At 69.3% G+C, this 20,939-nt stretch carries 19 protein-coding genes; 11 read left to right on the forward strand and 8 right to left on the reverse strand.

The annotated features are described in order from the left end of the window. The first annotated feature begins 1 nt into the window (after position 1). A complete protein-coding gene (locus tag Hbl1158_RS15495; RefSeq protein WP_234299779.1) occupies positions 2-1,639 on the forward strand; it encodes an alkaline phosphatase family protein in 1,638 nt (545 codons plus the stop codon). Positions 1,640-1,645: 6 nt separating this feature from the next. On the opposite strand, the gene Hbl1158_RS15500 is transcribed toward Hbl1158_RS15495, so the two are convergent. Next, positions 1,646-2,257, reverse strand: a complete 612-nt coding sequence (locus Hbl1158_RS15500) for a metal-dependent hydrolase (protein ID WP_234299780.1) — start codon at positions 2,255-2,257, stop codon at positions 1,646-1,648. A gap of 220 nt (positions 2,258-2,477) precedes the next feature. Here Hbl1158_RS15500 and Hbl1158_RS15505 point away from each other — a divergent pair, with 220 nt between their 5' ends. Beyond that, complete coding sequence (locus tag Hbl1158_RS15505; RefSeq protein ID WP_234299781.1) at positions 2,478-3,854, forward strand: right-handed parallel beta-helix repeat-containing protein; 1,377 nt, start codon at positions 2,478-2,480, stop codon at positions 3,852-3,854. Between the two features lie 60 nt (positions 3,855-3,914). Here the strand turns inward: Hbl1158_RS15505 and Hbl1158_RS15510 are convergent, their stop codons facing one another. The 4 genes from Hbl1158_RS15510 to Hbl1158_RS15525 all read right to left on the reverse strand — a co-directional run bounded on the left by Hbl1158_RS15510 (position 3,915) and on the right by Hbl1158_RS15525 (position 8,780). After that, on the reverse strand, positions 3,915-4,355 hold the full coding sequence (locus Hbl1158_RS15510; protein ID WP_234299782.1) for a type IV pilin N-terminal domain-containing protein: 441 nt from the start codon (positions 4,353-4,355) through the stop codon (positions 3,915-3,917). Positions 4,356-4,369: 14 nt separating this feature from the next. Beyond that, positions 4,370-4,780: a type IV pilin N-terminal domain-containing protein gene (locus tag Hbl1158_RS15515; RefSeq protein ID WP_234299788.1), complete on the reverse strand. Its 411-nt coding sequence runs from the start codon at positions 4,778-4,780 to the stop codon at positions 4,370-4,372. 2 nt (positions 4,781-4,782) lie between these two features. After that, on the reverse strand, positions 4,783-5,184 hold the full coding sequence (locus Hbl1158_RS15520; protein ID WP_234299789.1) for a type IV pilin N-terminal domain-containing protein: 402 nt from the start codon (positions 5,182-5,184) through the stop codon (positions 4,783-4,785). A gap of 224 nt (positions 5,185-5,408) precedes the next feature. Beyond that, positions 5,409-8,780 (reverse strand): PKD domain-containing protein, encoded by a 3,372-nt coding sequence (locus Hbl1158_RS15525; protein ID WP_234299783.1) that lies wholly within the window; start codon positions 8,778-8,780, stop codon positions 5,409-5,411. A gap of 173 nt (positions 8,781-8,953) precedes the next feature. Between Hbl1158_RS15525 and Hbl1158_RS15530 the strand changes: the two genes are divergently transcribed. The 3 genes from Hbl1158_RS15530 (at position 8,954) to Hbl1158_RS15540 (ending at position 12,911) form a co-directional block, all read left to right on the forward strand. Next, a complete protein-coding gene (locus Hbl1158_RS15530; protein ID WP_321169953.1) occupies positions 8,954-10,282 on the forward strand; it encodes a glycosyltransferase family 2 protein in 1,329 nt (442 codons plus the stop codon). 60 nt (positions 10,283-10,342) lie between these two features. Continuing rightward, positions 10,343-11,749: a phosphoglucosamine mutase gene (gene glmM, locus Hbl1158_RS15535; RefSeq protein WP_234299564.1), complete on the forward strand. Its 1,407-nt coding sequence runs from the start codon at positions 10,343-10,345 to the stop codon at positions 11,747-11,749. Positions 11,750-11,834: 85 nt separating this feature from the next. Then, positions 11,835-12,911, forward strand: a complete 1,077-nt coding sequence (locus tag Hbl1158_RS15540) for a sugar phosphate nucleotidyltransferase (RefSeq protein ID WP_234299565.1) — start codon at positions 11,835-11,837, stop codon at positions 12,909-12,911. A 250-nt stretch (positions 12,912-13,161) separates the two neighbouring features. Here the strand turns inward: Hbl1158_RS15540 and Hbl1158_RS15545 are convergent, their stop codons facing one another. Together Hbl1158_RS15545 and Hbl1158_RS15550 are read right to left on the reverse strand one after the other, a co-directional pair. Next, positions 13,162-13,830 (reverse strand): hypothetical protein, encoded by a 669-nt coding sequence (locus tag Hbl1158_RS15545; protein ID WP_234299566.1) that lies wholly within the window; start codon positions 13,828-13,830, stop codon positions 13,162-13,164. 137 nt (positions 13,831-13,967) lie between these two features. Further along, positions 13,968-15,122, reverse strand: a complete 1,155-nt coding sequence (locus Hbl1158_RS15550; RefSeq protein ID WP_234299567.1) for a glucose-1-phosphate thymidylyltransferase — start codon at positions 15,120-15,122, stop codon at positions 13,968-13,970. A 333-nt stretch (positions 15,123-15,455) separates the two neighbouring features. Between Hbl1158_RS15550 and glmS the strand changes: the two genes are divergently transcribed. From glmS to Hbl1158_RS15565, 3 genes are all read left to right on the forward strand, one after another. Further along, positions 15,456-17,270 carry a glutamine--fructose-6-phosphate transaminase (isomerizing) gene (gene glmS, locus Hbl1158_RS15555; protein WP_234299568.1) on the forward strand — a complete coding sequence of 605 codons (1,815 nt, stop codon included), beginning with the start codon at positions 15,456-15,458 and terminating at the stop codon, positions 17,268-17,270. Between the two features lie 174 nt (positions 17,271-17,444). Further along, a complete protein-coding gene (locus tag Hbl1158_RS15560) occupies positions 17,445-17,963 on the forward strand; it encodes a hypothetical protein (protein ID WP_234299569.1) in 519 nt (172 codons plus the stop codon). 118 nt (positions 17,964-18,081) lie between these two features. After that, the gene (locus tag Hbl1158_RS15565) at positions 18,082-18,360 is read left to right on the forward strand and encodes a winged helix-turn-helix domain-containing protein (RefSeq protein ID WP_234299570.1); all 279 of its coding nucleotides are present in this window, start codon (positions 18,082-18,084) and stop codon (positions 18,358-18,360) included. 287 nt (positions 18,361-18,647) lie between these two features. Here the strand turns inward: Hbl1158_RS15565 and Hbl1158_RS15570 are convergent, their stop codons facing one another. Next, positions 18,648-19,205: a hypothetical protein gene (locus tag Hbl1158_RS15570; RefSeq protein WP_234299571.1), complete on the reverse strand. Its 558-nt coding sequence runs from the start codon at positions 19,203-19,205 to the stop codon at positions 18,648-18,650. A gap of 182 nt (positions 19,206-19,387) precedes the next feature. Here Hbl1158_RS15570 and Hbl1158_RS15575 point away from each other — a divergent pair, with 182 nt between their 5' ends. The 3 genes from Hbl1158_RS15575 (at position 19,388) to Hbl1158_RS15580 (ending at position 20,896) form a co-directional block, all read left to right on the forward strand. Continuing rightward, positions 19,388-19,570: a hypothetical protein gene (locus tag Hbl1158_RS15575; protein ID WP_234299572.1), complete on the forward strand. Its 183-nt coding sequence runs from the start codon at positions 19,388-19,390 to the stop codon at positions 19,568-19,570. Between the two features lie 441 nt (positions 19,571-20,011). After that, the gene (locus Hbl1158_RS17205; protein ID WP_255764234.1) at positions 20,012-20,146 is read left to right on the forward strand and encodes a hypothetical protein; all 135 of its coding nucleotides are present in this window, start codon (positions 20,012-20,014) and stop codon (positions 20,144-20,146) included. Positions 20,147-20,524: 378 nt separating this feature from the next. Continuing rightward, complete coding sequence (locus tag Hbl1158_RS15580; protein ID WP_234299573.1) at positions 20,525-20,896, forward strand: helix-turn-helix domain-containing protein; 372 nt, start codon at positions 20,525-20,527, stop codon at positions 20,894-20,896. Positions 20,897-20,939: the final 43 nt, after the last annotated feature.

The raw sequence follows: 20,939 nt of genomic DNA on the forward strand, positions 1-20,939 counted from the left end.
AATGAAACCCGACGGGGAGGCCGCGTTCGTGCTGGGGTTCGACGGCGTTCCGTGGGACCTGCTCGCCGACTGGGTCGAACAGGGGGAACTTCCGGCGTTCGCGCGACTGTTCGAGGAGGGAGCCTCGGGACCGCTTCACAGCACCACGCCGGCGTCGACGCCGCTGGCGTGGCCGTCGATCGCGACCGGACGCAGGCCCGACGGCCACGGTGTCTACTGGTTTCGGCAGTTGCAGTCGGACTACTCGCATCGGGTCGCGACCAGCGACGACGTGACCGGCCCCCGTCTGTGGGACCTCCTCGCGCCCGCGACGGTCGCGAACGTCCCGATGACGTACCCCGCGCGCCCGATCGACGGCCACCTCGTGACCGGGATGATGACCCCGGGGTCGGGCGACGGGTTCACCCACCCGCCGACGCTCGCGGAGACGCTCGCCGACGAGGTGCCGGAGTACCGGATCGGGCTCGACTGGCAGCGGTTCGACGGCGACGAGGGCGCGTTCGTCGAGGAGATCGGGTCTGTTGTCGACTCGCGCGAGCGACTCCTGGAGTACCTCCTCGGAGAGACGACGTTTCGACTGGGGTTCGTGGTGTTCACCGCGCCCGACCGACTCCAGCACCTCGTGTGGGACGAATCGGTCCTGCTGGATCACTACCGCCGCCTCGACGAGGTGCTCGCGAGGGTGCACGAGCACGTCGAGGAACGAGACGGCACGCTGCTGGTGGTCTCCGATCACGGCTTCGGGCCGATCGAGCGCGTCGTCTCGCCCAACCGCGTGCTCGAACGGGCGGGGCTGCTCGCCCGCCGCGGGAACGACGCCGGCGTCCGCGGCGTGCTCGGTCGCCTCGGCGTCGACAAGACCGCGGTCCGCGGGTGGCTCGACCGCCTCGGCATCGACGACGAGGACGTCGTCGAGCGCCTCCCCCAGGGGCTCGTCGACATGGTGGCGATGCAGGTGCCCGGAGACAACGCCGTCTACGACATCGACTACCCCGAGTCCGACGCGTTCGTCCGCGGTGACGGCTGTCTGTACGTCAATCGGACCGACCGCTTCGACCACGGTACCGTCGAGCCGACCGCCGTTCCCGAGCTGAAGCGGCAGATTGCCGATCTGTTCGAGGGAGTGACCGATCCCGAGACGGGCGAGGACGTCCTCGTCGTCCACGACGGCGACGACTGCTTCCCCGACGATCCCGAGTCGCCGGACCTCGTCGTGGAGGGGATCGAGGGCTACGAGGTGCACACGCCCCTGACCGACGGTGCCGTGTTCGACGCACGGGAGACGGCCGCGAGCCACCGCCCGGAAGGTATCCTCCTCGCGACCGGTCCCGACATCGACCCCGGCGCGCGCCTCGACGACGCGAGCGTCGTCGACGTGTTCCCCACCGTCCTGCACGCGCTCGGGGAATCGATCCCGCCGGGCGTCGACGGTGACGTGCTGCGGTCGGCGTTCGCCGACGGCTCCGACCCGGCCGAGCGGGACCTCCGCGTCGCCGACGAAATGATCGGCGATGACGCCACGACAAGAGCCGACGAGACCGGCGACAACGCGGACGAGGGCGGGGCCGACGATACGGACGAGGGCGGGACCGACGAGGCGGTCGAGGCGCGGCTTCGAGGTCTCGGCTACATCGACTGAGACCGGTCACTCGCGACCGAGGAGTCGCCGCGGGAGTTCCGTCCCGGGCGCGCCGTCGGCGACCCACAGGCCGATAGCCGCCGCGATCAGCGCGGCGTCGGCGAGGAGGTACGCCGCGCCCGCCGGCGTGGCGACGTATCCGAGGAACGCCGCGAACAGCTCCGAGACGTGGCCGATCGCGTCGGTCGGCGGCGACGACGACGCGGCGGGAACGAGCGGCCACAGCATGAACCCGACGGCCAGGTCGCCGGAGACGACCAGCGGGTATGCCACGTCGCCGAGGAGGTGCGAGACCCAGCCGATCGCGACCGCCGTCCCGAGGCCGGAGATCCCTCTCAGGCGTCCGACTCCGGCCGCGAGTCCGGCCGCCGCGAGCGCTGTGAACAGCGAGTGCCCGAGCGACCGGCCGGACGGGAGCACGCCGAGCACCCACGCCAGCGGCTTGTCGATCAGATCCGGTGCCAGCGCCGCGGCGACGACGGCGACGGCCACCGCGGTCGACTGCGGTCCGCGACCACGGACTCGCACGTAGAGCGACCAACAGAGGTACGCCACGGCGACGTGGTCCCAGGGCCACACGGTCAGCCGACGCTCGCGGTCGCGGTTCGCTCGACCCACCGATCCTCGTCGCCGACGCGCATCTGTCGTCCAACTGGAACTCCACGTCGGTTAGTTAGCGTCCGAGTAGCCCGGTTGCGGCGGGATCGAGTGCGCGACTCGGCGACGGGTCGATTCGGCGGCGACCCGCTGACGACCCGCTGCCGGTCCGGGTCAGGTCGCCGAGTACCGGAAGCCGGACGCTTACAATGTGTCGTTACCACCCGAGTAGGATCAGAGTATGACCACGAAGAGGCGATCCGAGACGGGCGGACAAGCACGGACCAGGGGGACCGCGGCGGTCGCCGTGGTCGCGGCCGTAGTCGTCGTTTGGAGCGCATCCGCAGCGGTCGTCGCACCGGCGGCGGCCGCCGACCTCCCCGGACCCGGGTCGGTGACGTACGTGAGCGACTGCGGCGAACTCGACGAGTCGGGGATGTACGTGCTCGATCGGGACGTCGAGAACGCGACCGGGGACTGCTTCCGGGTGACGGCGGACGACGTGACGCTGCTTGGGACGGGACACACCGTCGCCTCGGCCGACGGGAACGGCTCGGCGGTCGTGGCCGACGGCGTCTCCGGGCTCCACGTCGAGGGGCTGGTCGCAGCCGGCTGGTGGCACGGCGTCGCGGTCGGCGACAGCGAGGACGTACAGATCCGGGCGGTGACGGTCCGCGACGCCGGGGGCAGCGGGATCCGACTCGACGCCGCCGCCGACGCCGTCGTCGCCGGCGGGAGCGTCGCGAACGCCTCCGGGCACGGGATCGTCGTCGCCGACGGCGAACGCGTCTCCATCGTCGGCACGGCGGTCCGGGCGAACGACGGCGACGGCGTCGCCGTCCGCGACTCACGCGCGACGAGCGTCCGCAACGCGACCGTCCTCGACAACGGCGGCGTCGGCGTTCGCGTCGGAACGGTCCCGGACGAGACGCGCGCGGACGCCGGGGTCCCCTCCTGGATGGTCTCGCTGCTCGGCGACACCAACACCGGGAAGCTGTCCGGACTGTTCGCGCCCCGGGAGGCCGGCGGACCCTCGCTGGTCGTCGCGGACAGCCGCATCGCGAACAACCGCTACGAGGGCGTCGCCGTCAGCGACGCCGCCGAGGTGCGGATAGCGAACAACACGATCGTCGGCGCGACCGACGGGATCAGGCTGCGCAACGTCTCGAGCTCGACGGTCGCCGACAACCGTGTGAACGGGAGCGTCGACGACGGGATGGCGTTCTCGTCGGTGACGGGGACGAACGTCACCGGTAACGTCCTCGCGGGCAACGGTGACGACGGCGTCTACCTCGTCGGCGACGGTAACACCCTCGCGGGCAACGACGCCCGCGACAACGGCGATGACGGCTTCGACCTGCACACAGGCGTCGACAACACCCTCGACTCGAACCGCGCGGTCGGAAACGGCGACGACGGGCTGTACATCCGCGACGCCGACGGCAACGCCGCGATAGCGAACGTCCTGCTCGACAACGGCGACGACGGCCTCGACGTCCGCGACGCGACCGCGAACGCCCTCCACAACAACACCGCCTGCGGCAACGACCACTACGACATCCAGATCCGACTCGGCGTCACCGGCAACGACGTCGAGGGGAACGACCGGAGCTGCTGAGGCGTCGCTCGCGGTCCGATTTTCGAAAGAAGTCCGCCCGGATCGGCCGTCGATTCGGCCTTACGAGGGCGTTTCGCCGGTCGCCAGCGCCTGTGAGGTCTCGCCGTTGGGCGAGGTCCAGAGGACGCGCACGGTCGTACTCGGCGGTACTGCACCGGCACCGCCAGTCCCGTTGATCGTCGCGGAGCTTCCGGCAGTCACCGGCAGGGAGAACGCCGTACTGCCGCCGGTGGTGGCGTTCAACGAGACGCTTCCCGAGTTATCGGAGTCCAGCGTCGTCCCGCCCTGGTGCGTCGCCGTGACGTTGTAGTCCGACCCCGAGCCCTGCTCGTAGTCGAAATTGAAGTTCGCGTTTGGCGTGGTCTGCTGGACGCTGTTGCCCAGGCCGAGCACGAACGAGCCGATGACGGCCGCGAGGATCACGGTGATTGCGACCATCAAAATGACCCCAATGACCGGCGAGACGGCACGGTCGTCGCCGATGAGTTCTTTGAAATTCATATCGTGTCTCTCAGCTAGGGTGCGGTGTCACTCGCGAGTACCTGCGAGTTCTCTCCATTCGCGTCTGTCCAGACAACCCGGACAGTATCATCATTTCCAGGCGTGTATGAGGTTGTGGCTTGTGACCCCGCTTCGAAAGGTCCGGAGCCGAAAGACTGCGCACTACCGCCATTGACTGTCAGCTCTAAGCTGTCCTCTGCTGGGATGGTGTCACCACCGGTGTGGGTTGCGGTAACGTCACTAGCACCACTATCGTAGTCGAAGTTGAAGTTCGCGTTCGGTGCGGTCTGCTGGACGCTGTTACCCAGTCCGAGCACGAACGAGCCGATGACGGCCGCAAGGATCACGGTGATTGCGACCATCAAAATGACCCCAATGACCGGACTGACTGCCCGGTCGTCACCGAGTAGGTCGCCGACGTTCATCGTCACGAGGGCACCTCACCCTGGGCGAGCGTCTGGGAGGTCTCGCCGTTCTCGGAGGTCCAGATGACCGCGACATCGTCGCCACCGGTGACGCTATTGTGTTCAAGAGAGTCACCAGCGCTCATTCCGTCAGTCGTTGAGGCCTCTTGGGTGCCTGCAACGTTTAGCGCGACTGTCTCACCCGACGGGATCGTATCGCCACCGGTGTGCGTGGCGGTGACGCCGGTGTCGTTGTAGCTCAGGTCGTAGTTCGCGTTCGGTGCCGTCTGTTGGACGCTGTTCCCCAGGCCGAGTACGAACGAACCGATGACGGCCGCGAGGATGACGGTGATCGCCACCATCAAGATCACGCCGATGACCGGACTGACTGCCCGGTCGTCGTTCAGGAGATGTCTGATATCCATGTGTATGGTTGCTCCCACAGCGTCGACGGGGATCGATCCCACGCGTTAGTGCTGTGTTAGTCGCGATAACGGCGCGCTACCGTTTAAGCGTGGGGGCTTTCGTATTCGGAAGAAAACATCGGATTTTCCCGGTGCTTTCTGTCGATTATATCCGAAAACGATCTCTCGATTGCATTTAAACCAGACACGTTCCGGGATCGGCAATCGAGGTCAGCCGTCGCCCGTCACTCGCGTCGACGGCGCGCGCCCGCGAGGGTCGCGACGAGCGCGGCCAGCCCGGCGAGTGCGGCGAGCACGCCGAAGCCGGGAGTGGTCGTCTCGGTCGCCGTGTCGTCGCCACCGGTGTCGCCGCCGGCGTCGGGCGTCGAGTCGCCCGCGACCGTGACCGTGACGGTGTGGTTCCCGACGACCGCCCGGAACTGCCCCGGCGCGGCGATCCGTCGGGTGAACTCGACGCGGGTCGTCGCCCCGGGCTCGACCCGAACCTCGCGCGTCGCCACGGTCTCGTTGAACAGCGAGAGCCGGACCGGGATCGTGCCGGCGGCCTCGCCGTCGTTGCGGACGCGCGCGGTGAACGTCACCGCCTCGCCGACGCCGACGTCCGAGTCGTTCGCCGTCAGTCCGACGACTGAGACGTTCGGCTCCGGGGGTCGGACCGCGACGCGGAACTCCTGAGTCGTGTCGACCTCGATCGTGTAGGTTCCGGGATCCGCGAACTCGCGGGTGAACCGGACCGTCCGGCTCTCGTTGGGCGAGAGGGTGAACCGACGGATGGCGACCTCTTCGTCGTCGATCTCCAGCTCGATCGTCTTGGTCCCGGAGGCGTTCCCCTCGTTGGTCACGCTCGCGGTGACGACGACCGACTCGCCCGCGACGATCGACTCGCTGTCGATCGACGCCGTCACCGCGGTGAGGTTCGGCTCCGGATCCGGGTCGGCGTCCGACTCCCCGTCAGCGTCGTCCGTCCCCCCGGTCGCGTCGTCGCTGGAGCCGCCGCCACCGCCTCCACCACCGCTCCCGCCTCCACCGCCTCCGCCGGCGGGTGCACCGGTGTCGTCGCTGCCGCCGTCCCCGGTGTCGTCGGTGTCGTCACCACCATCGTTGCTCGAATCGTTTGAGTCGTCGGAGTCGTCAGATCCGTCCCTGTCGTCATCATCGCTCCCGGTTCCGCCGTCGTTACTGCCGTCTCCGTCGTCACCGCTGCCGTCGCCATCATCGGCGTCGGTGACGGTCACCCGTGTGTCCGCGGAGGCGACGGACTCGTTCTCCACGAGGAGGTTCAGGGTGACCGTGTAGGTACCGTTCGTCTTGTAGGCGTGTTCGACGGCGTTTCCGGTGTCGTTCGCGCCGTCGCCGAAGTCCCACCTGAGGGAGTACGGCGCTCCGTCGTCGAAGCTCGGGACCGCATCGAACCCGACCGATGTGCCGACGCCGACCTGCGTCGCGTCCGCGTCGATCTCGGGATCGGGCCGGGTCACGTTCACCGTCTCGGTCGCGGTCGCGGTCCCGTTCTGCTCGTCCGTCACGGTGACCGTGGGATCGTACTCCTCCGGTTCGTCGTAGGTGACCGTCACGGTCGATCCCACGGTCCCGTTGCCGGCGTCTCCGCCGTCGAGGTCCCACTCGTACGTCGCGTTCTCGTCGATCCCGGTCGCGTCGGCGGTCAGCGTGACCGGCGTGCTCACGGTCGCCTCCGAGGGGACCGAGAGGTCGACGTCGACCGCCGGTTCGGACCCCTCGACGACGACCGTCGCGGTCGCCGTTCCGTTCGCGCCGGCGTCTCCCTCGTCGTCGAGGACCAGCGTCACGCGAGCGGGATACTCGCCGGCCGCCGAGTACTCGTGTTCGACGACCGGCGACTCCGTGGTTCGTTCGTCCTCGCCGTCGCCGTCGACGTCCCAGGCGAACGCCTCGACGTCTCCGGTGGACGCGCTGGCGTTCAGGGTCGCCGGCTCCCCCACCTCGACGGGGGTCGTCACCGTCAACCGCGCGACCGCCTCCTCATCATCGCCGTCGTCGTCTCCGCCATCACCGTCATCACCATCATCCCCGTCGTCACCGCCGGTCACGTCGATCGCGCCGGTCGCTGTGTCGGAGGCGTCTCGGGTGTCGTTCACGACGACGGACGGTTCGTACTGGCCGGACGCGTCGTACGCGTGCTCGACGGTCGGCGAGTCGGTGACGCGGTCGACATCGCCGTCGCCCTCGAAGTCCCACGCGTACGAGTCGATCCCGACATCGTCGACCGAGTCGCTCGCGTCGAGCGTCACCGTCTCGTTTACCGACGCCTCGGTCGGCACCGAGAGGATCGCAGTCGGGGGATCGTCGGCGACCGTGATCGTCGTGCTCGCGGTGTCGCTGGCATCGCTCCCCTCTTCGCCCGTGACGGTCACCGTCACGGTCGGTTCGTACTCGCCCGTGTCCTCGTACGCGATCGTGATACTCGGGTCGGCGGTGGTGTTCTCGACGGTTCCGTCGCCGTCGACGTCCCACGCGTACGAGCCGATCTCGTCGGTCGGCTCCGAGTCGCTCGCGTCCAGCGTCACCGTCTCGTTCGGCGGGACCGACTCGGGGGCCGACAGCGACGCCGTCGGCTCGACGGTCCCGTTCGCGTCCGCGACCTCGACGGTCACGCTCGCCGTGTCCCCGTTGCCGTACGTGTCGAGGGCGGTGACCGAGACTGAGCGGTTCCCGGCCGCCTCGAAGGCGTACTCGACGGTCGGCGAATCGGTGACCCGGTCGGTCTCGCCGTCGCCGTCGAGGTCCCACTCGTAGGCGGCGACCTCGTCGTCGGGGTCGGTGGTGTCGCCGGCGTCGAGCGTCACGGACTCGTCGACCGCGGCGGTTCCGGGGGCCGACAGGGCGGCCGAGGGCGGCGTCTCGACGCAGCCGCCGGGGTGAATGAACACCCTGCGATCCAGGTCGAGCGTGTGCTCGTCGCCGTCGGCGTCGAACACGGTCCAGTCGGTCACGCGGTACTCCGGCGTGCCCGAGTAGCCCCACTCGCCCCAGGCATCGGCGTCCTCGTTGTAGCTGGGGTCGATGACGATCGGTCCCTCCAACGAGTCGAGACCGCGGTAGGCACCTCCGTCGGTGCGGTTGATCGACCACTTCCAGTCGATGCTCGCGCGTCCGTCGCTCAGGTCCCACTCGTCGTCGCGGTTGGCGTAGATGTCGTCCTGGACGGCCCACTCGCCGTCCGGAAGCCCCTCGATGTCGTAGGTGGTGGTGCTGCCGCCGTCGCCGTCGCCGAGGCGGTCGTGGAGGACGACGAGGCTCGTGTCGTCCGGTCCGGCGTACAGCAGCAGCGAGCTCTCGCCGGTGCGCTGGAACTCGGTCGTTCCGTAGGAGCTGTACGTCGACGCCGACGGCGTCGTGTTCGGATTGCGGTAGTCGTAGAACGCGGAGACGGTCCGGTCGGCGTCCGCGTACGGGTCGACCTCGTAACACGACGAGCCCTGTGCGACCGCGAACGTTCGGTCGTCACCGGCGGCCGCGCTCGCTGTGCCGGCGAGACCGACGGTGATCGAGGAGAACACCAGCAGTCCCACGACCCCCACCACGAGCGGACGTGCCGACGCGGAGTACGCTCTCATTGCGACACCGTCGCCGCGAGTCGGGCTTTGTTATGGATCCGTTTCCTGATAGGTCTGCGTGTTCGGGGTGTTCGCCCCACGCAAGCGCCGTACCGGCGGGTCGGCCAGGAGAAGGGTAACAAAACCCGACGCGCCGAGACGGACGATACGCCAGCGTTTGGCCGGTCCCCACAATGTATCGAGGACACACAGTCGGGGTGGTTATCCCGGCGTACAACGAGGAGCCGTTCGTCAGAGAGACGATCGAGACCGTGCCCGCGTTCGTCGACCGCGTCTACGTGATCGACGACGCGTCGACCGACGGCACCTGGAGCGAGATCCGCGCGGCCGCAGCGGCGGAACGCGACCGTCACGACGACCACGCCCGCAACGGCGACGCCGCCGAGCCCTTCGGCGAACGGGTGGTCGCGATCCAACACGAACGAAACCGCGGCGTCGGCGGCGCGATCAAGACCGGATACCTCCGGGCGCGCGAGGACGAACTCGCCGCGACGGCTGTGATGGGCGGCGACGGGCAGATGGACCCCGACGTGCTCGGGACGCTGTTCGACCCGATCCTCGACGGGGACGCGGACTACGTGAAGGGCAACCGCTTCCTCGGAACCCGGGACTACGGCGACATGCCGCGGTTGCGATTCGTCGGCAACGCCGTGCTCGGCGCGCTCACGCGGATAGCGAGCGGCTACTGGGCCACCGGCGACCCACAGAGCGGCTACACCGCAATCTCCCGGCGCGCGCTCCACGAGGCGGACATCGAGGAGATGTACGAGTTCTACGGCTACTGCAACGACTTACTGGTGAAGCTCAACGTCGCCGGGCTCCGGGTGGTCGACCTCCCGAGCCCGATCGTCTACGGCGACGAGGAGAGCCACATCCGGTATCGCACCTACGTCCCCAGGGTGTCGTGGATGCTGCTTCGCAACTTCCTGTGGCGGGTGCGCGAGAACTACCTCGCGTACGACTTCCACCCGCTCGTCGTCGCGTACGTCGCCGGCGCGGCCGGGTCGGGCGTCGGACTCGCGGCGCTCGTGTGGGCGGTCGCCGCCGGCGGCGGGGCCACGTCGGTGATCGGCGGCCTGCTCGCGACGGCCGTGTTCATGCTCGGCCTCCTCTCGCTGGTCGGCGCGATGGCGATGGACAAACACGTCAACGATCACCTCAACGACGTCGTCCTCCCCGACCGCGGAACGCCGGCGGGTGAGGCCGTCGGCGACGACCGGGGCGGTCGCGGCGACCGCGGGGATCCCACCGACCGCGGCGACGCGGTCGCCGCCGGCCGAGGGTCCACGCGGCCCGCGATCCCCCGGTACGGGACCGAAACCTTCGAGTCCGGCAGCGGCCGGCTCGATGCCACCGCCCGGGGTGACGACTCCGAACGGCCCGATCGCGGCGATCGGCCCGACGACACCGGTCGCCCCGAGTCGAACGGCGCGAGCGCGGAGTCGAACGGCGCGGCGGCGGGGACGGACGCCGATTCGGACGCCGAGGCCGACGCTCGATAGCGTCCTCGTTCCCTCGATAGCCGGGCGATAACAAATCCCCGTCGGGGCGGCCGTCACCACATGTTCGGAACGAGCGGCATCAGGGGGCCGATCGGCGAGACAGTCACCGCGGAACTCGCCCTGGACGTGGGACGGGCCGTCGCCTCCGAGGGGGCCGACCGCGTCGTCGTGGGTCGCGATACCCGCGAGACTGGACCGGCGCTCGTCGACGCGCTCTCGGCGGGACTGCGCGAGTGCGGATCCGACGTGGTGTCGCTGGGCGAGGTGCCGACACCGACGGTCGCACGAGCCGTCGAGTGGTACGACGCGGACGCCGGCGTCACGGTCACGGCCTCACACAACCCCGCGAGTGACAACGGGCTGAAACTCTGGACCGACGACGGCGCGGCGTACGTCGGAACGCGACAGGAGGGCGTCGCCGACCGGATCCGACAGGGTCGCTACGACTTCGTCGCGTGGGACGAGTACGGCGACCGGACCCGCGGTCGCGACGCGCGAACGCGACACGTCCGAGCCGTCGTCGACGCCGTCGCAGCCGAGTACGTCGCGAACCGCGACGGAGCCGACCGGGGCGGTGGGACCGGTGCTGGCGGCGACGCGGTCGACCTGGGACTCGACGTGGTCGTCGACGCGGGCAACGGAAGCGGTCGGATCACCGCCCGCGCGCTGCGGCGACTGGGCTGCTCGGTCGAGACGATCGCCGCCGAGCCCGACGGGACGTTCCCGAGTCGTCCGAGCGAACCGACCGCCGAGAACTGCGAGACGCTCCGGCGGGTGGTCGCGGCGACGGACGCGGACCTAGGGATCGCCCACGACGGCGACGCCGACCGGATGCGAGCGGTCGACGGCCTCGGGGAGTTCCTCGCGGGCGACACCCTGCTGGCGCTGTTCGCCCGCGACGCCGCCGACGCCGGCGAGCGCGTCGCCGTCCCGATCGACACGAGCATCGCCGTCGACACGACGCTGGAGGCGATCGGCGCGTCGACGACCCACACCCGCGTCGGCGACGGCCACGTCGCAGAGCGCACCCGCGAGTCCGACGTGGTGTTCGGGGGCGAGCCCAGCGGGGCGTGGATCTGGCCCGACCTGACGCGGTGTCCCGACGGGACGCTCGCGGCCGCGAAGCTCGCCGAGTTAGTCGCCCGTCGCGGTCCCCTCGACCGCCTCGCGGCCGGCGTCGAGACGGTTCCCCTGCGGCGGACAAACGTCGAGACCGACGCCAAGCGCGAGGTCGTCGAACACGTCGCCGAGCGGGTCGGCGACCGGTACGCGAACGTGACGACCGTCGACGGCGTCCGCGTCGACGTCGACGCCGGCTGGTTCCTCGTACGCGCAAGCGGCACCCAGCCGCTCGTTCGCGTCACCGCCGAGGCGGGCGTCGACTCGGAGATGGAGTCGCTGTTCGAGACGGCGACCGGTCTCGTCGAGGAGGCGCGCGAGGCCGTCGCGCCCGCCGCCTCGGACTGACCCGGGCGTCGGTCGCCGGCTATCGGTCGGCTCGCGTGGTTGTCTGCTTATAACAAGGGGCGCGCCCGTGGTGTCGAAATTCGTCATGCACGCTGTGATACTCGCGGCCGGTCGCGGCTCGCGGATGCGCCCGCTGTCGGTCGTGACGCCGAAACCGATGCTCCCGGTCGGTGACCGACCGCTCGTCGCACACGTCGCCGACGCCGCCGTCGAGGCGGGGGCAGACGACCTCGTGTTCGTCGTCGGCGAGCGCGACGGCCACCTGAGTCAGTACTTCGGCGAGTCCTATCGCGGACTCCCGGTCACCTACGCCGTCCAGGAGACGCCCGCCGGCACAGCCGACGCCGTGCGCTGTGCGACGGAGCACGTCCACGGCCGCTTCGCCGTCCTCAACGGCGACAACCTCTTCGAGCCTGCGGCGATCGCACGGCTGTTCGACCGGCAGGCCGCCGTCCTCGCCCACCGCGTCGACGACCCGCACGAGTACGGAGTCCTCTCGACCGCGCCCGTGGAGAGCGACGCCGCCGACGACGCCCCCGTGGTGACGGGGATCGTCGAGAAGCCGGACGAGCCGCCGACGACGCTGGCGAACGCCGGCGCGTACGTGTTCCCGGCGTCGATGGGCGACGCCTTCGACGTGCCCGAGAGCAGTCGCGGCGAGCGCGAGATCACCGACGCCGTCGGGACGCTGATCGACCGCCACACGGTGCGGGCCGTCGAGACCGACCGCTGGCTCGACGTGGCGCGTCCGAGCGACTTCGTCAGGGCCAACGAACTGGTGCTGGAGGACGGCGACGCCATCGTCGACGGCGACGACTGGGGTGACGGCGTGTACGTCGCCCCCGGCGCGACCGTGGCCCCGGACGCGGCGGTGGAGGGACCGGCGATGATCGGGGCCGATGCGACCGTGGCCTCGGGCGCTGTGATCCGCGGCCCCGCAGTCATCGGCGGCGGCGCGACCGTCGGCGCTGGCGCGGAGCTGACCCGGTCGGTGCTGTTCCCAGGCGCGAGCGTCGGCCCGCGGGTGCTGCTGTTCGGGGTCGTGCTCGGTCCGCGGTGTGACCTCTCGACGGGCGCGTGCGTCACCGGCAGCGTCGACGCCGACGAGACCACCTCCGTCGTGGCAACCCACCGCGCGCTCGACCGACCGCTGGCGTACTGAGTCGTCGCCGCGATCCGGCGTCCAGCGTCGGTCGCGGACAGAAACCCGAAGGAGCTCTTGCGGAGTATCCGGCCGAGAAAACCGAGACGGCGAAACCGGGACGGCGAACCCTGAACGGAGTCGGGACTCCGACCGTCGAGCACAGACCGTCGAGTACAGACCATCAGGTCGTCTCGCGACGCGACTCGTCGGGAGAACGGTTCGGCCACCGTCGCCGAGTCGAGAAGCTACGACGCCGTTCGTCGGACGATCACTCGCCTTCGGTCTCGGCTTCTGTCGAGGTCGCCGTCGGCACGCTCATCCCGCGGCAGGTGTACAGAACGCCCGCGAGGAAGGTAAACACGACCAGGCTCGCGATCAGGTAGTAGCCGAGCAGTTGCGTCGTCGCGAACAGCGCGCCCATTCCCAGGGTCGCTCCGGCGTACGGCCGCGGATCGACCGACTCGGACTCGGTCGCGGTGTCGTCGCCGTCGACAGCATCCCCGTCGGCCGACTCGTCTTCCTCCTCCAGATACTCGAACAGCGGATCAGCCTCCGCCTGTAACTCCACCCGGCCCCTGTTGCGGTTGAAGTCGACGACGCTCGCGTCGTCCATCTTCGGGAGGTGACACTGGTACAGTCCGATGTACACGCGCTTGCGCTGTTGGGCACCCAGCTCCTGGACCGTGCAGTCGTTCTCGATGGCGGCGATGTGCTCGGCGAGTTCGCCGATGGTCGTCTCGCCGTCGACCGCGTCGAGATGGGAGAGAACGAGCCGGCGACGCTGGTTCTTCAGGATCTCGAAGGTGACGTCGAGCGGGAGCGGCTCGGGCTCGCGCTCCTCCGATGGCGTCTCAACGGTGTTCGGTTCGTCTGTCTCGTCGTCCGCGTTCGGCGGATCGGTACGTCCGGTCGTCTGTGCTTGGGTTGCCTTGGCCATGATGTGTCGTGTTGTACGTCTCGTTCAACTGCTGTTCTCCTCGTCCGTCGATACCCCGGCCCGTCCCGTCGCGTTCAGCCGTATCCGGCGTGATGTAGCGACATCGGCAACCCGACCGCATAGGTTCGTCCGACCGCTCACTCCCGCTCACCCCCGATATCCGTGAAGACCGTGCTCCCCGGTCGCGTCGTCGCCCCCGGTGCGACGACCGTCCCCACGTTGAGTCGCGTTCCGATGCCGAGTTTCGCCCCCTCGCCGACGACGACACCGAACTTCCGTCGCGCCGTCGACACCCGCGACCCGGCGTGTCCCAGCCGGACCGGACGCTCGTCGTGACGGAGGTTCGCCACCAGCGACCCCGCCCCTACGTTCGCGTCCGGCCCGACGACGCTGTCGCCCACGTAGCTCAGGTGCGGCAGCTTCGCGTTCGACAGTAGGATACTGTTTTTCACTTCCACGGCAGCCCCTATATTCACATCAATTGAAATATAACTGTTTCCCCGGACATAACAGTTCGGCCCTATATTCGCACCGGGCATAACGAGGGCCGGTCCCTCGACGACGGCACCGGGTCCGAGCGTCGCGCCCTCGCGGACCGCGACCGGTCCGGAGACCTCGGCGTCGGGGTGAACGTCGCCAGCGAGGTCGCGCTCGATCCCGTCGAAGCCGTCGTCGGGGTCGTCGGTGCCGGCGAGGAGCCACTCGGTCGCATCGAGCAGCTCCCAGGGCCGCCGCACGTCGGCGACTCGATCGCACTCGACGCGGTCGAGGCCGCCCTCGCCGGCGAGGTCGCGTGCGACCGCCAGCGCCGCCGTCGGCGGGCGACCGCGGAGGGCGTCAGCGGGGACCGCGACGGGTCTGGGCTCGGGCCCGTAGAGAGGGTCGAACGGCTCACTCGGCCGCGTCACCACGGCCGGTCGCCGGCGGACGGCCGCCTCCAACGCCGCGGGATCGACGACCGTCGTCGACGGGACACACACGATCCTGTCGTGATCTCCCGTCCGATCGCCGTCGGGAGCCTCGTCGGTGACCGTATCACCGGCATCGGCGACGACGGTATCGGCCGCGGCGTCGCCGTCAAGGCGGAGGCTACGGTCCGGATGTCGCCGCCGTAGGCCCCTCCGAACCGCGGGGGTGAGGCCGTCGCCGACCAGTTCGGTCGCGCCCGCGGCGATCAGCGCGTCGGCCGCGCGAACCGCACAAGCGACGCCCGCTACCGGTAGATCCGCCGCCGACATCGACGGCGCGTACGGCGCTTCGGCCCCATCGCGGTGTGTAAGTACCCCGAGCATACCCGACTCCATCTGGAGAACACGGAGACATTGTTATAGGGTTGATATGCGCGGTTAGGAGACGGTATCTGCCGTCGACCGTTCGATCCGCGTTCTCTCTCGTGTCGTATTTTCGCGTATGACGGCCGCTATCCTTCGATATCGCGATGTAACAGCCTAATAACAATGCCCGGATGGCGGGATTGGCGCACGTTACCCCGGACGCTATCCGTTCGGCTCAACCATGACCTGTACACGCCAGCACGCCGGACCGACGGCACGACGCGAGAGGGCCAGCACGTCGAATGATCGGAGAGACAGCAGACGAGATCGGCCGACTGCGGGTGGGTCCTGATGTGCGGTATCACCGCCTGCGCGGGCAGCGACGACGTTGTCGATGCCGTGCTTACCGGGCTGAAGAACCTGGAATACCGCGGTTACGACTCCGCCGGCGTCGCCACCCTAACCGAGGAGGGGATCGGCGTCCACAAGCGCGAGGGCGGCATCGACCGGCTCGTCGACGTCGTCGACGACTCGATCGCCGGACGACTCGGGATCGGCCACACCCGGTGGAGCACCCACGGCGCGCCGACCGACGAGAACGCCCACCCGCACACGGACTGCACCGGCTCGGTCGCGGTCGTCCACAACGGGATCATCGAGAACTACGACGAACTCCGCGGCGAACTGTCCGCCGCCGGACACCTGTTCACGAGCGAGACCGACACCGAGGTCGTCCCCCACCTCATCGAGGCCGAACTGGCCGCGGGCCACGAGCCCGAGGCCGCGTTCAGGCGTGCGATCGATCGACTGGAGGGGAGCTACGCCATCGCGGCGCTGATCGACGGGACCGACGCGATCCTCGCGACCCGGCGGGGCTCGCCGCTGGTGCTCGGCGTCGACGGCGACCGCCGGTTCCTCGCCAGCGACGTGCCGTCGTTCCTGGAGTTCACCTCGCGGGTCGTCTACCTGCACGACGGCGACGTCGTCCGGCTGGCCACCGACGGCCACGAGGTCACGGACGCCGACGGCGACCCCGTCGATCGAGGGATCGACACCGTCGACTGGGGCTCGGAGGACGCCGAGCGCGACGGCTACGACCATTACATGCGCAAGGAGATCAGCGAGCAGCCGGACGCGCTCGAACGCGCCGTCCGCGGCCGGATCGCCGACGACGACCGTGACGTGGTGCTCGAGGACTTCCCGCCGGGAACGTTCGACGGGATCTCGGAGGTCCACTTCCTGTCGTGCGGGACCTCCCACCACGCTTCGCTGTACGCACGCCAACTGCTCTGCGACAGGGGCGTTCCGGCCCACGCGTTCACCGCCGGGGAGTACGCCACCACGCCCGCCCCCGTCTCGGAGGAGACGCTCGTCGTGGCGGTGACCCAGAGCGGCGAGACCGCCGACACCCTGGCGTCGCTGCGTCACGCTGACGCCGCCGGCGCGCGCACGCTCGCTGTGACGAACGTGGTCGGCTCGACGGCCGCCCGGGAGGCCGACGACGCGCTGTTCATCCGGGCGGGCCCGGAGATCGGCGTCGCGGCGACCAAGACGTTCTCCTCGCAGGTGGCCGTGCTCGCGCTGCTGGTCGAGCGGCTGACCGAGGACGTCACCGGAACCCCGAGCGACGACCGCGAGGGGATGCTGTCGGCGCTCCGGGCGCTTCCCTCCCACGTGGGTCGGGTGCTCGAGGAGTCGACGGCCGCGTCGCTGGCGGGACGCTACGGCGAGGCCGACGGGCGCTTCTTCATCGGACGCGGCGTCGCCTACCCGGTCGCCCGCGAGGGCGCGCTGAAATTCAAGGAGATCACCTACGAGCACGCCGAGGGATTCGCCGCGGGAGAGCTGAAACACGGCCCGCTGGCGCTGGTCACCCGCGATACCCCGGTGTTCGCGGTGTTCTCCGGCCGCCACGACACGAAGACGCTGAACAACGTCGAGGAGGTCCGGTCGCGCGGCGCGCCCGTCGTCGCCGTCGCGAGCGAGCGCAACGACCGGGTGCTCGAGTCCGTCGACGAGTGCCTCGCGGTCCCGGAGACCCACCCGGACCTGCTGGGCGTGCTGGCGAACGTGCAGCTCCAGCTCGTGTCCTACCACGTCGCGGACCTGCTCGACCGGTCGATAGACAAGCCCCGGAACCTGGCAAAGAGCGTGACAGTAGAGTGATACTACTCGACCGCACTCTGCTGGCCTCCGACTCCCCGGATCGACGACGGAGCGGTCGCGCACGCCTTCGACCGCCGCCCCCCGGGCGACGGTCCTCCCGTGCGCGTCCGCTCCGTCCGGGTGCGATGGCCCCGGCTCACCCGGGGTGGTGAGTACGCGGAGTATCCCGAGCAGATGTCGACATCAGACCCACACACGCTGAGCAGGGACGAGGTATACGACATCCTGAGCAACGCACGACGACGGTTCGTCATCTACTACCTACGGGACCGGGGCGAGCCCGTGAAGCTCGGGGAGCTGTCCGACCGCGTGGCGGCATGGGAGAACGACGTTCCGGTGGAGGAGCTCACCGACCAGCAGGTCAAGCGAGTGTACGTCTCGCTGTACCAGACGCACATCCCGAAGCTCGAGGACACGGGCATCGTCGAGTACGACGCCGACACCGGCGTCGTCCGACTCACCTCGCAGGTGTCGGACCTCGACGCGTATCTCCCCGACGAGGACGAGGGGTCGATCCCCTGGCAGGGGATCTACCTCACGCTCGCGGTCGTCGGCCTCGCCGTCTACGGGGTCGCCACCGCCGCACAGGGGGCGATCCCGCAGTCGGTTCTCAACGCCGTCGGCCTCCTCGTGTTCGTCTCCTTCGGGGCGGTCGTGATCGCGCAGTACCTGTACGAACGGAGGAACCGATGACACGAACCGACCACACGAACCGCGGACCCGACGAGCGGAACGGGGGGAGCGCCGGGAGGCGAAACAGCGAGAACACCGGGTGGCGAGGCGACGGCAGCGCCGGGTCGGGTGATCGCGCGTGACGACCGACTGGGACGTGATCGGCTACGTCATCAGCTCCGACCACAGGGTCGCGGTCCTCGGACGGCTCGCCGAGGGCCCGGCGACACCGACCCGCGTCGCCGACGACGTGGAGCTGTCGGTGTCCCACGTCTCGCGGGCGATCGGCTCCCTCCGGGAGAAGGAACTCGTCGAACTGCTCGTCCCCGAGGACCGGCGCAAGGGTCGAGTCTACGGGATCACCTCGAAGGGCGAGGAGGTCTGGAACGACATCCGTGCGAAGGATCTCGCGGAGTGAGCGGACGAGGGGGACGGCGTGGTGACCGGGCGGCGCGCGCCGCCGTTCGGGTTCGCGTTTTTTGCTTAGACGCCGTGGGGACAGTCCCGTCGCTCGCGGTCGCGAAAACGGGGGAGGAGAGGAGCAGGTGTTGGATGCCAGGGGAATGGGAATGGGGCCGTGCTGTGTCTCCCCCGGGCGTCGCTACGCGCCGGTCCCCCTTTGTTAGTCTGTGTTCTTCCTGATACGTCGATCGCGCAATATCACCCTACCCGGACCGAGCGCCCGCGCTCGCGACGGTCGACGTGTCAGCTTCCTATTACTCCCGCGACGACGACGGCGTTGTGGACGGCGAACCCGAAGTTACAGGCACAGCCGACGCCGTAACAGGCGATCCGGCCGGCGTGTCGGTGGTCCGGGGACTCAGGGCTGTCCGAGCCGGCCGGGCGGTCGTCGACGGCGGGCGTGGAGAGCCGAACGCCGCCCTCGATGACCGCGGCCGTGACGGCGACCGTGAGCGCGCCGAGGACGACGAGCCCGGGAAGCGTGCCGAGTTCCGTCATCGCCGCGGCGGCGACGGGGTTGCGTTCGCGGATCGCGGGGTCGCTGGCGAGTCCGACGAGCGTCGTCGCAACGTCGGCGGTCTTGGCGAGCGCGAGCGCCACGACGCCGCCAACAGCGATGCCGTCGAGTCCGACGTCGACGACGCCGTCGCCGTCGGCGGCGCGGTCCGCGTGAGTCGGAGTATCGCCGGATCCGCCGGCGGCGACACCGCTCGGTTCGACGGCGGCGTCCGCCGATCCGACACCCGGAGCGTCCCTCGGATCGTCCGCTCGTACGGAGTCGCCGGCGTCTGCTGGCTGCATCGCTCTCGGACTCGGCCGGTCCGCGGTTCGTTATTCACGTCGTTCGCCTCGAGAAGGGGAGGGGAGTGGCCGCGGAAACGCGGTCTCGACAGGGCCCGCGAGGGGCGGTGATCGACGCGAAACGGGCGTCTGAGACCGGTTTGGAATTAACTAACAAAGGTGTCGGGGCTCCCGCTCCCGATATGGCCACGGCGAGCCGACCCGACTCGATCGACACGACCGCGGAAGCGGAGACGCTCGGAGCGTGTCCTTCCTGCGGGACGCGGATCCCGACGTACTGTCACCTGATCAGCTACCGGCAGCGCGGGTGGCCGACGATGTTCGCGGAGTGCGACGACTGCGGTGCGGTCGTTCACCCGCGGTAGTTCGGCGTCGACCGGGACTATCGACCGGATAACGATACGGACACGCGCCGCCGGTGCGATCGCAATGCGACGGAACATCCTCGTGTACGCAGTACTGGCGACGATCGCGCTCGGGATCGCGGGCGGACTCGAACGGTGGACCCGTCCCGACCTCGCGGACGAGTACGACGACTGAGACGACTTCGGCGGCCGATCGGCGATTCGAACCCGACCCCTCATTTTCCGGCGGCTCCGGACCGACGGCGCGGCGAGTTCGCGCTCGACCGCGCCACGGGTAAGCCGACGGTACGTGAGTCTCACGCGTTCGACGGCGTCGGCGCGTTCCAGTCGAGATGGAACCGGCGAATTCTCGACCGAGAGCCTCCAAAACGGCGATTTATTAGTATCCTACCCGATTGTATCCGCGATATTACTTTATCCGGCATCGGAGTATGGAGCGACGTGCCGAACTGGATCACAGACGAGGAGCAAGAACGGATACAGAAGTTCGCGGCGACGCCGCGATACAGGCGCGGACCGCACTTCCTCGAGCCGGACGAGGGCGAAACGGACGGGAACGACGACGACGAGTCGTAGACGCGGCGCTGAATCGGCGGCGGAGACGCCGTCGGATCCGGGGCCGAGCTGTCACCGCGATCGGCGGCCGACGCGGCGAGATCGCGATTTGTCGGACTCGGTTAGCAGCGATCCCGATCGGCAGCGATCCCGATCGACCGAAACCCCGGGAACGTATTCTCGCGAGGCCGTACCGACCAGCGACGACCGCGCGTCTATCGTCGGCCGACGAAAGCCGAACGGAACACACCGAAACCCCAGGGTACCGCGGTTGTACGGGTGTATAACTAACGGGCCTCTCGGCCGACTCCGTCGTATGTGGCACGCCACCGCGACGCCGCACCGCCACCCCACCGTTCCGGCTCCGATCGTCACGACCGCGACGCGGGGAGGTGGGGCATGACCCGCTCGACCGCCTCCGAACCGGCCGGGAGTATCGACGCCCCGGTCGTCAGCGCCACCCCAAGGGAGGCCGCACGCCTGTTCGACGCGCTCGACAGCGAGGCGTGTCGAACGGTCGTGCGCGCTCTCGAGGACGGGCCGATGACCGCGAAGGAACTCCAGCAGACCGGCGACATCCCCCTGTCGACGGTGTACCGCTGCGTCAACGAACTGGTCGACACGCCGCTGGTCGAGGAGACGACCCGGGTGAGCGAGGGAGGACACCACGCCAGCGAGTACTCCCGACCGGTCGAGGCGCTCGTCGTCGCGCTCGACGACGAGTCCGCGTTCCGCGGATCGGAGGAGTCGGTGCTCAGATTGACCCTTTGAGCGGGACGGAACGGCGTCGACCGGGGACCGAGTCGGGGATCGG

The sequence above is a fragment of the Halobaculum sp. CBA1158 genome, from assembly GCF_021431925.1.
GTDB lineage: Archaea > Halobacteriota > Halobacteria > Halobacteriales > Haloferacaceae > Halobaculum.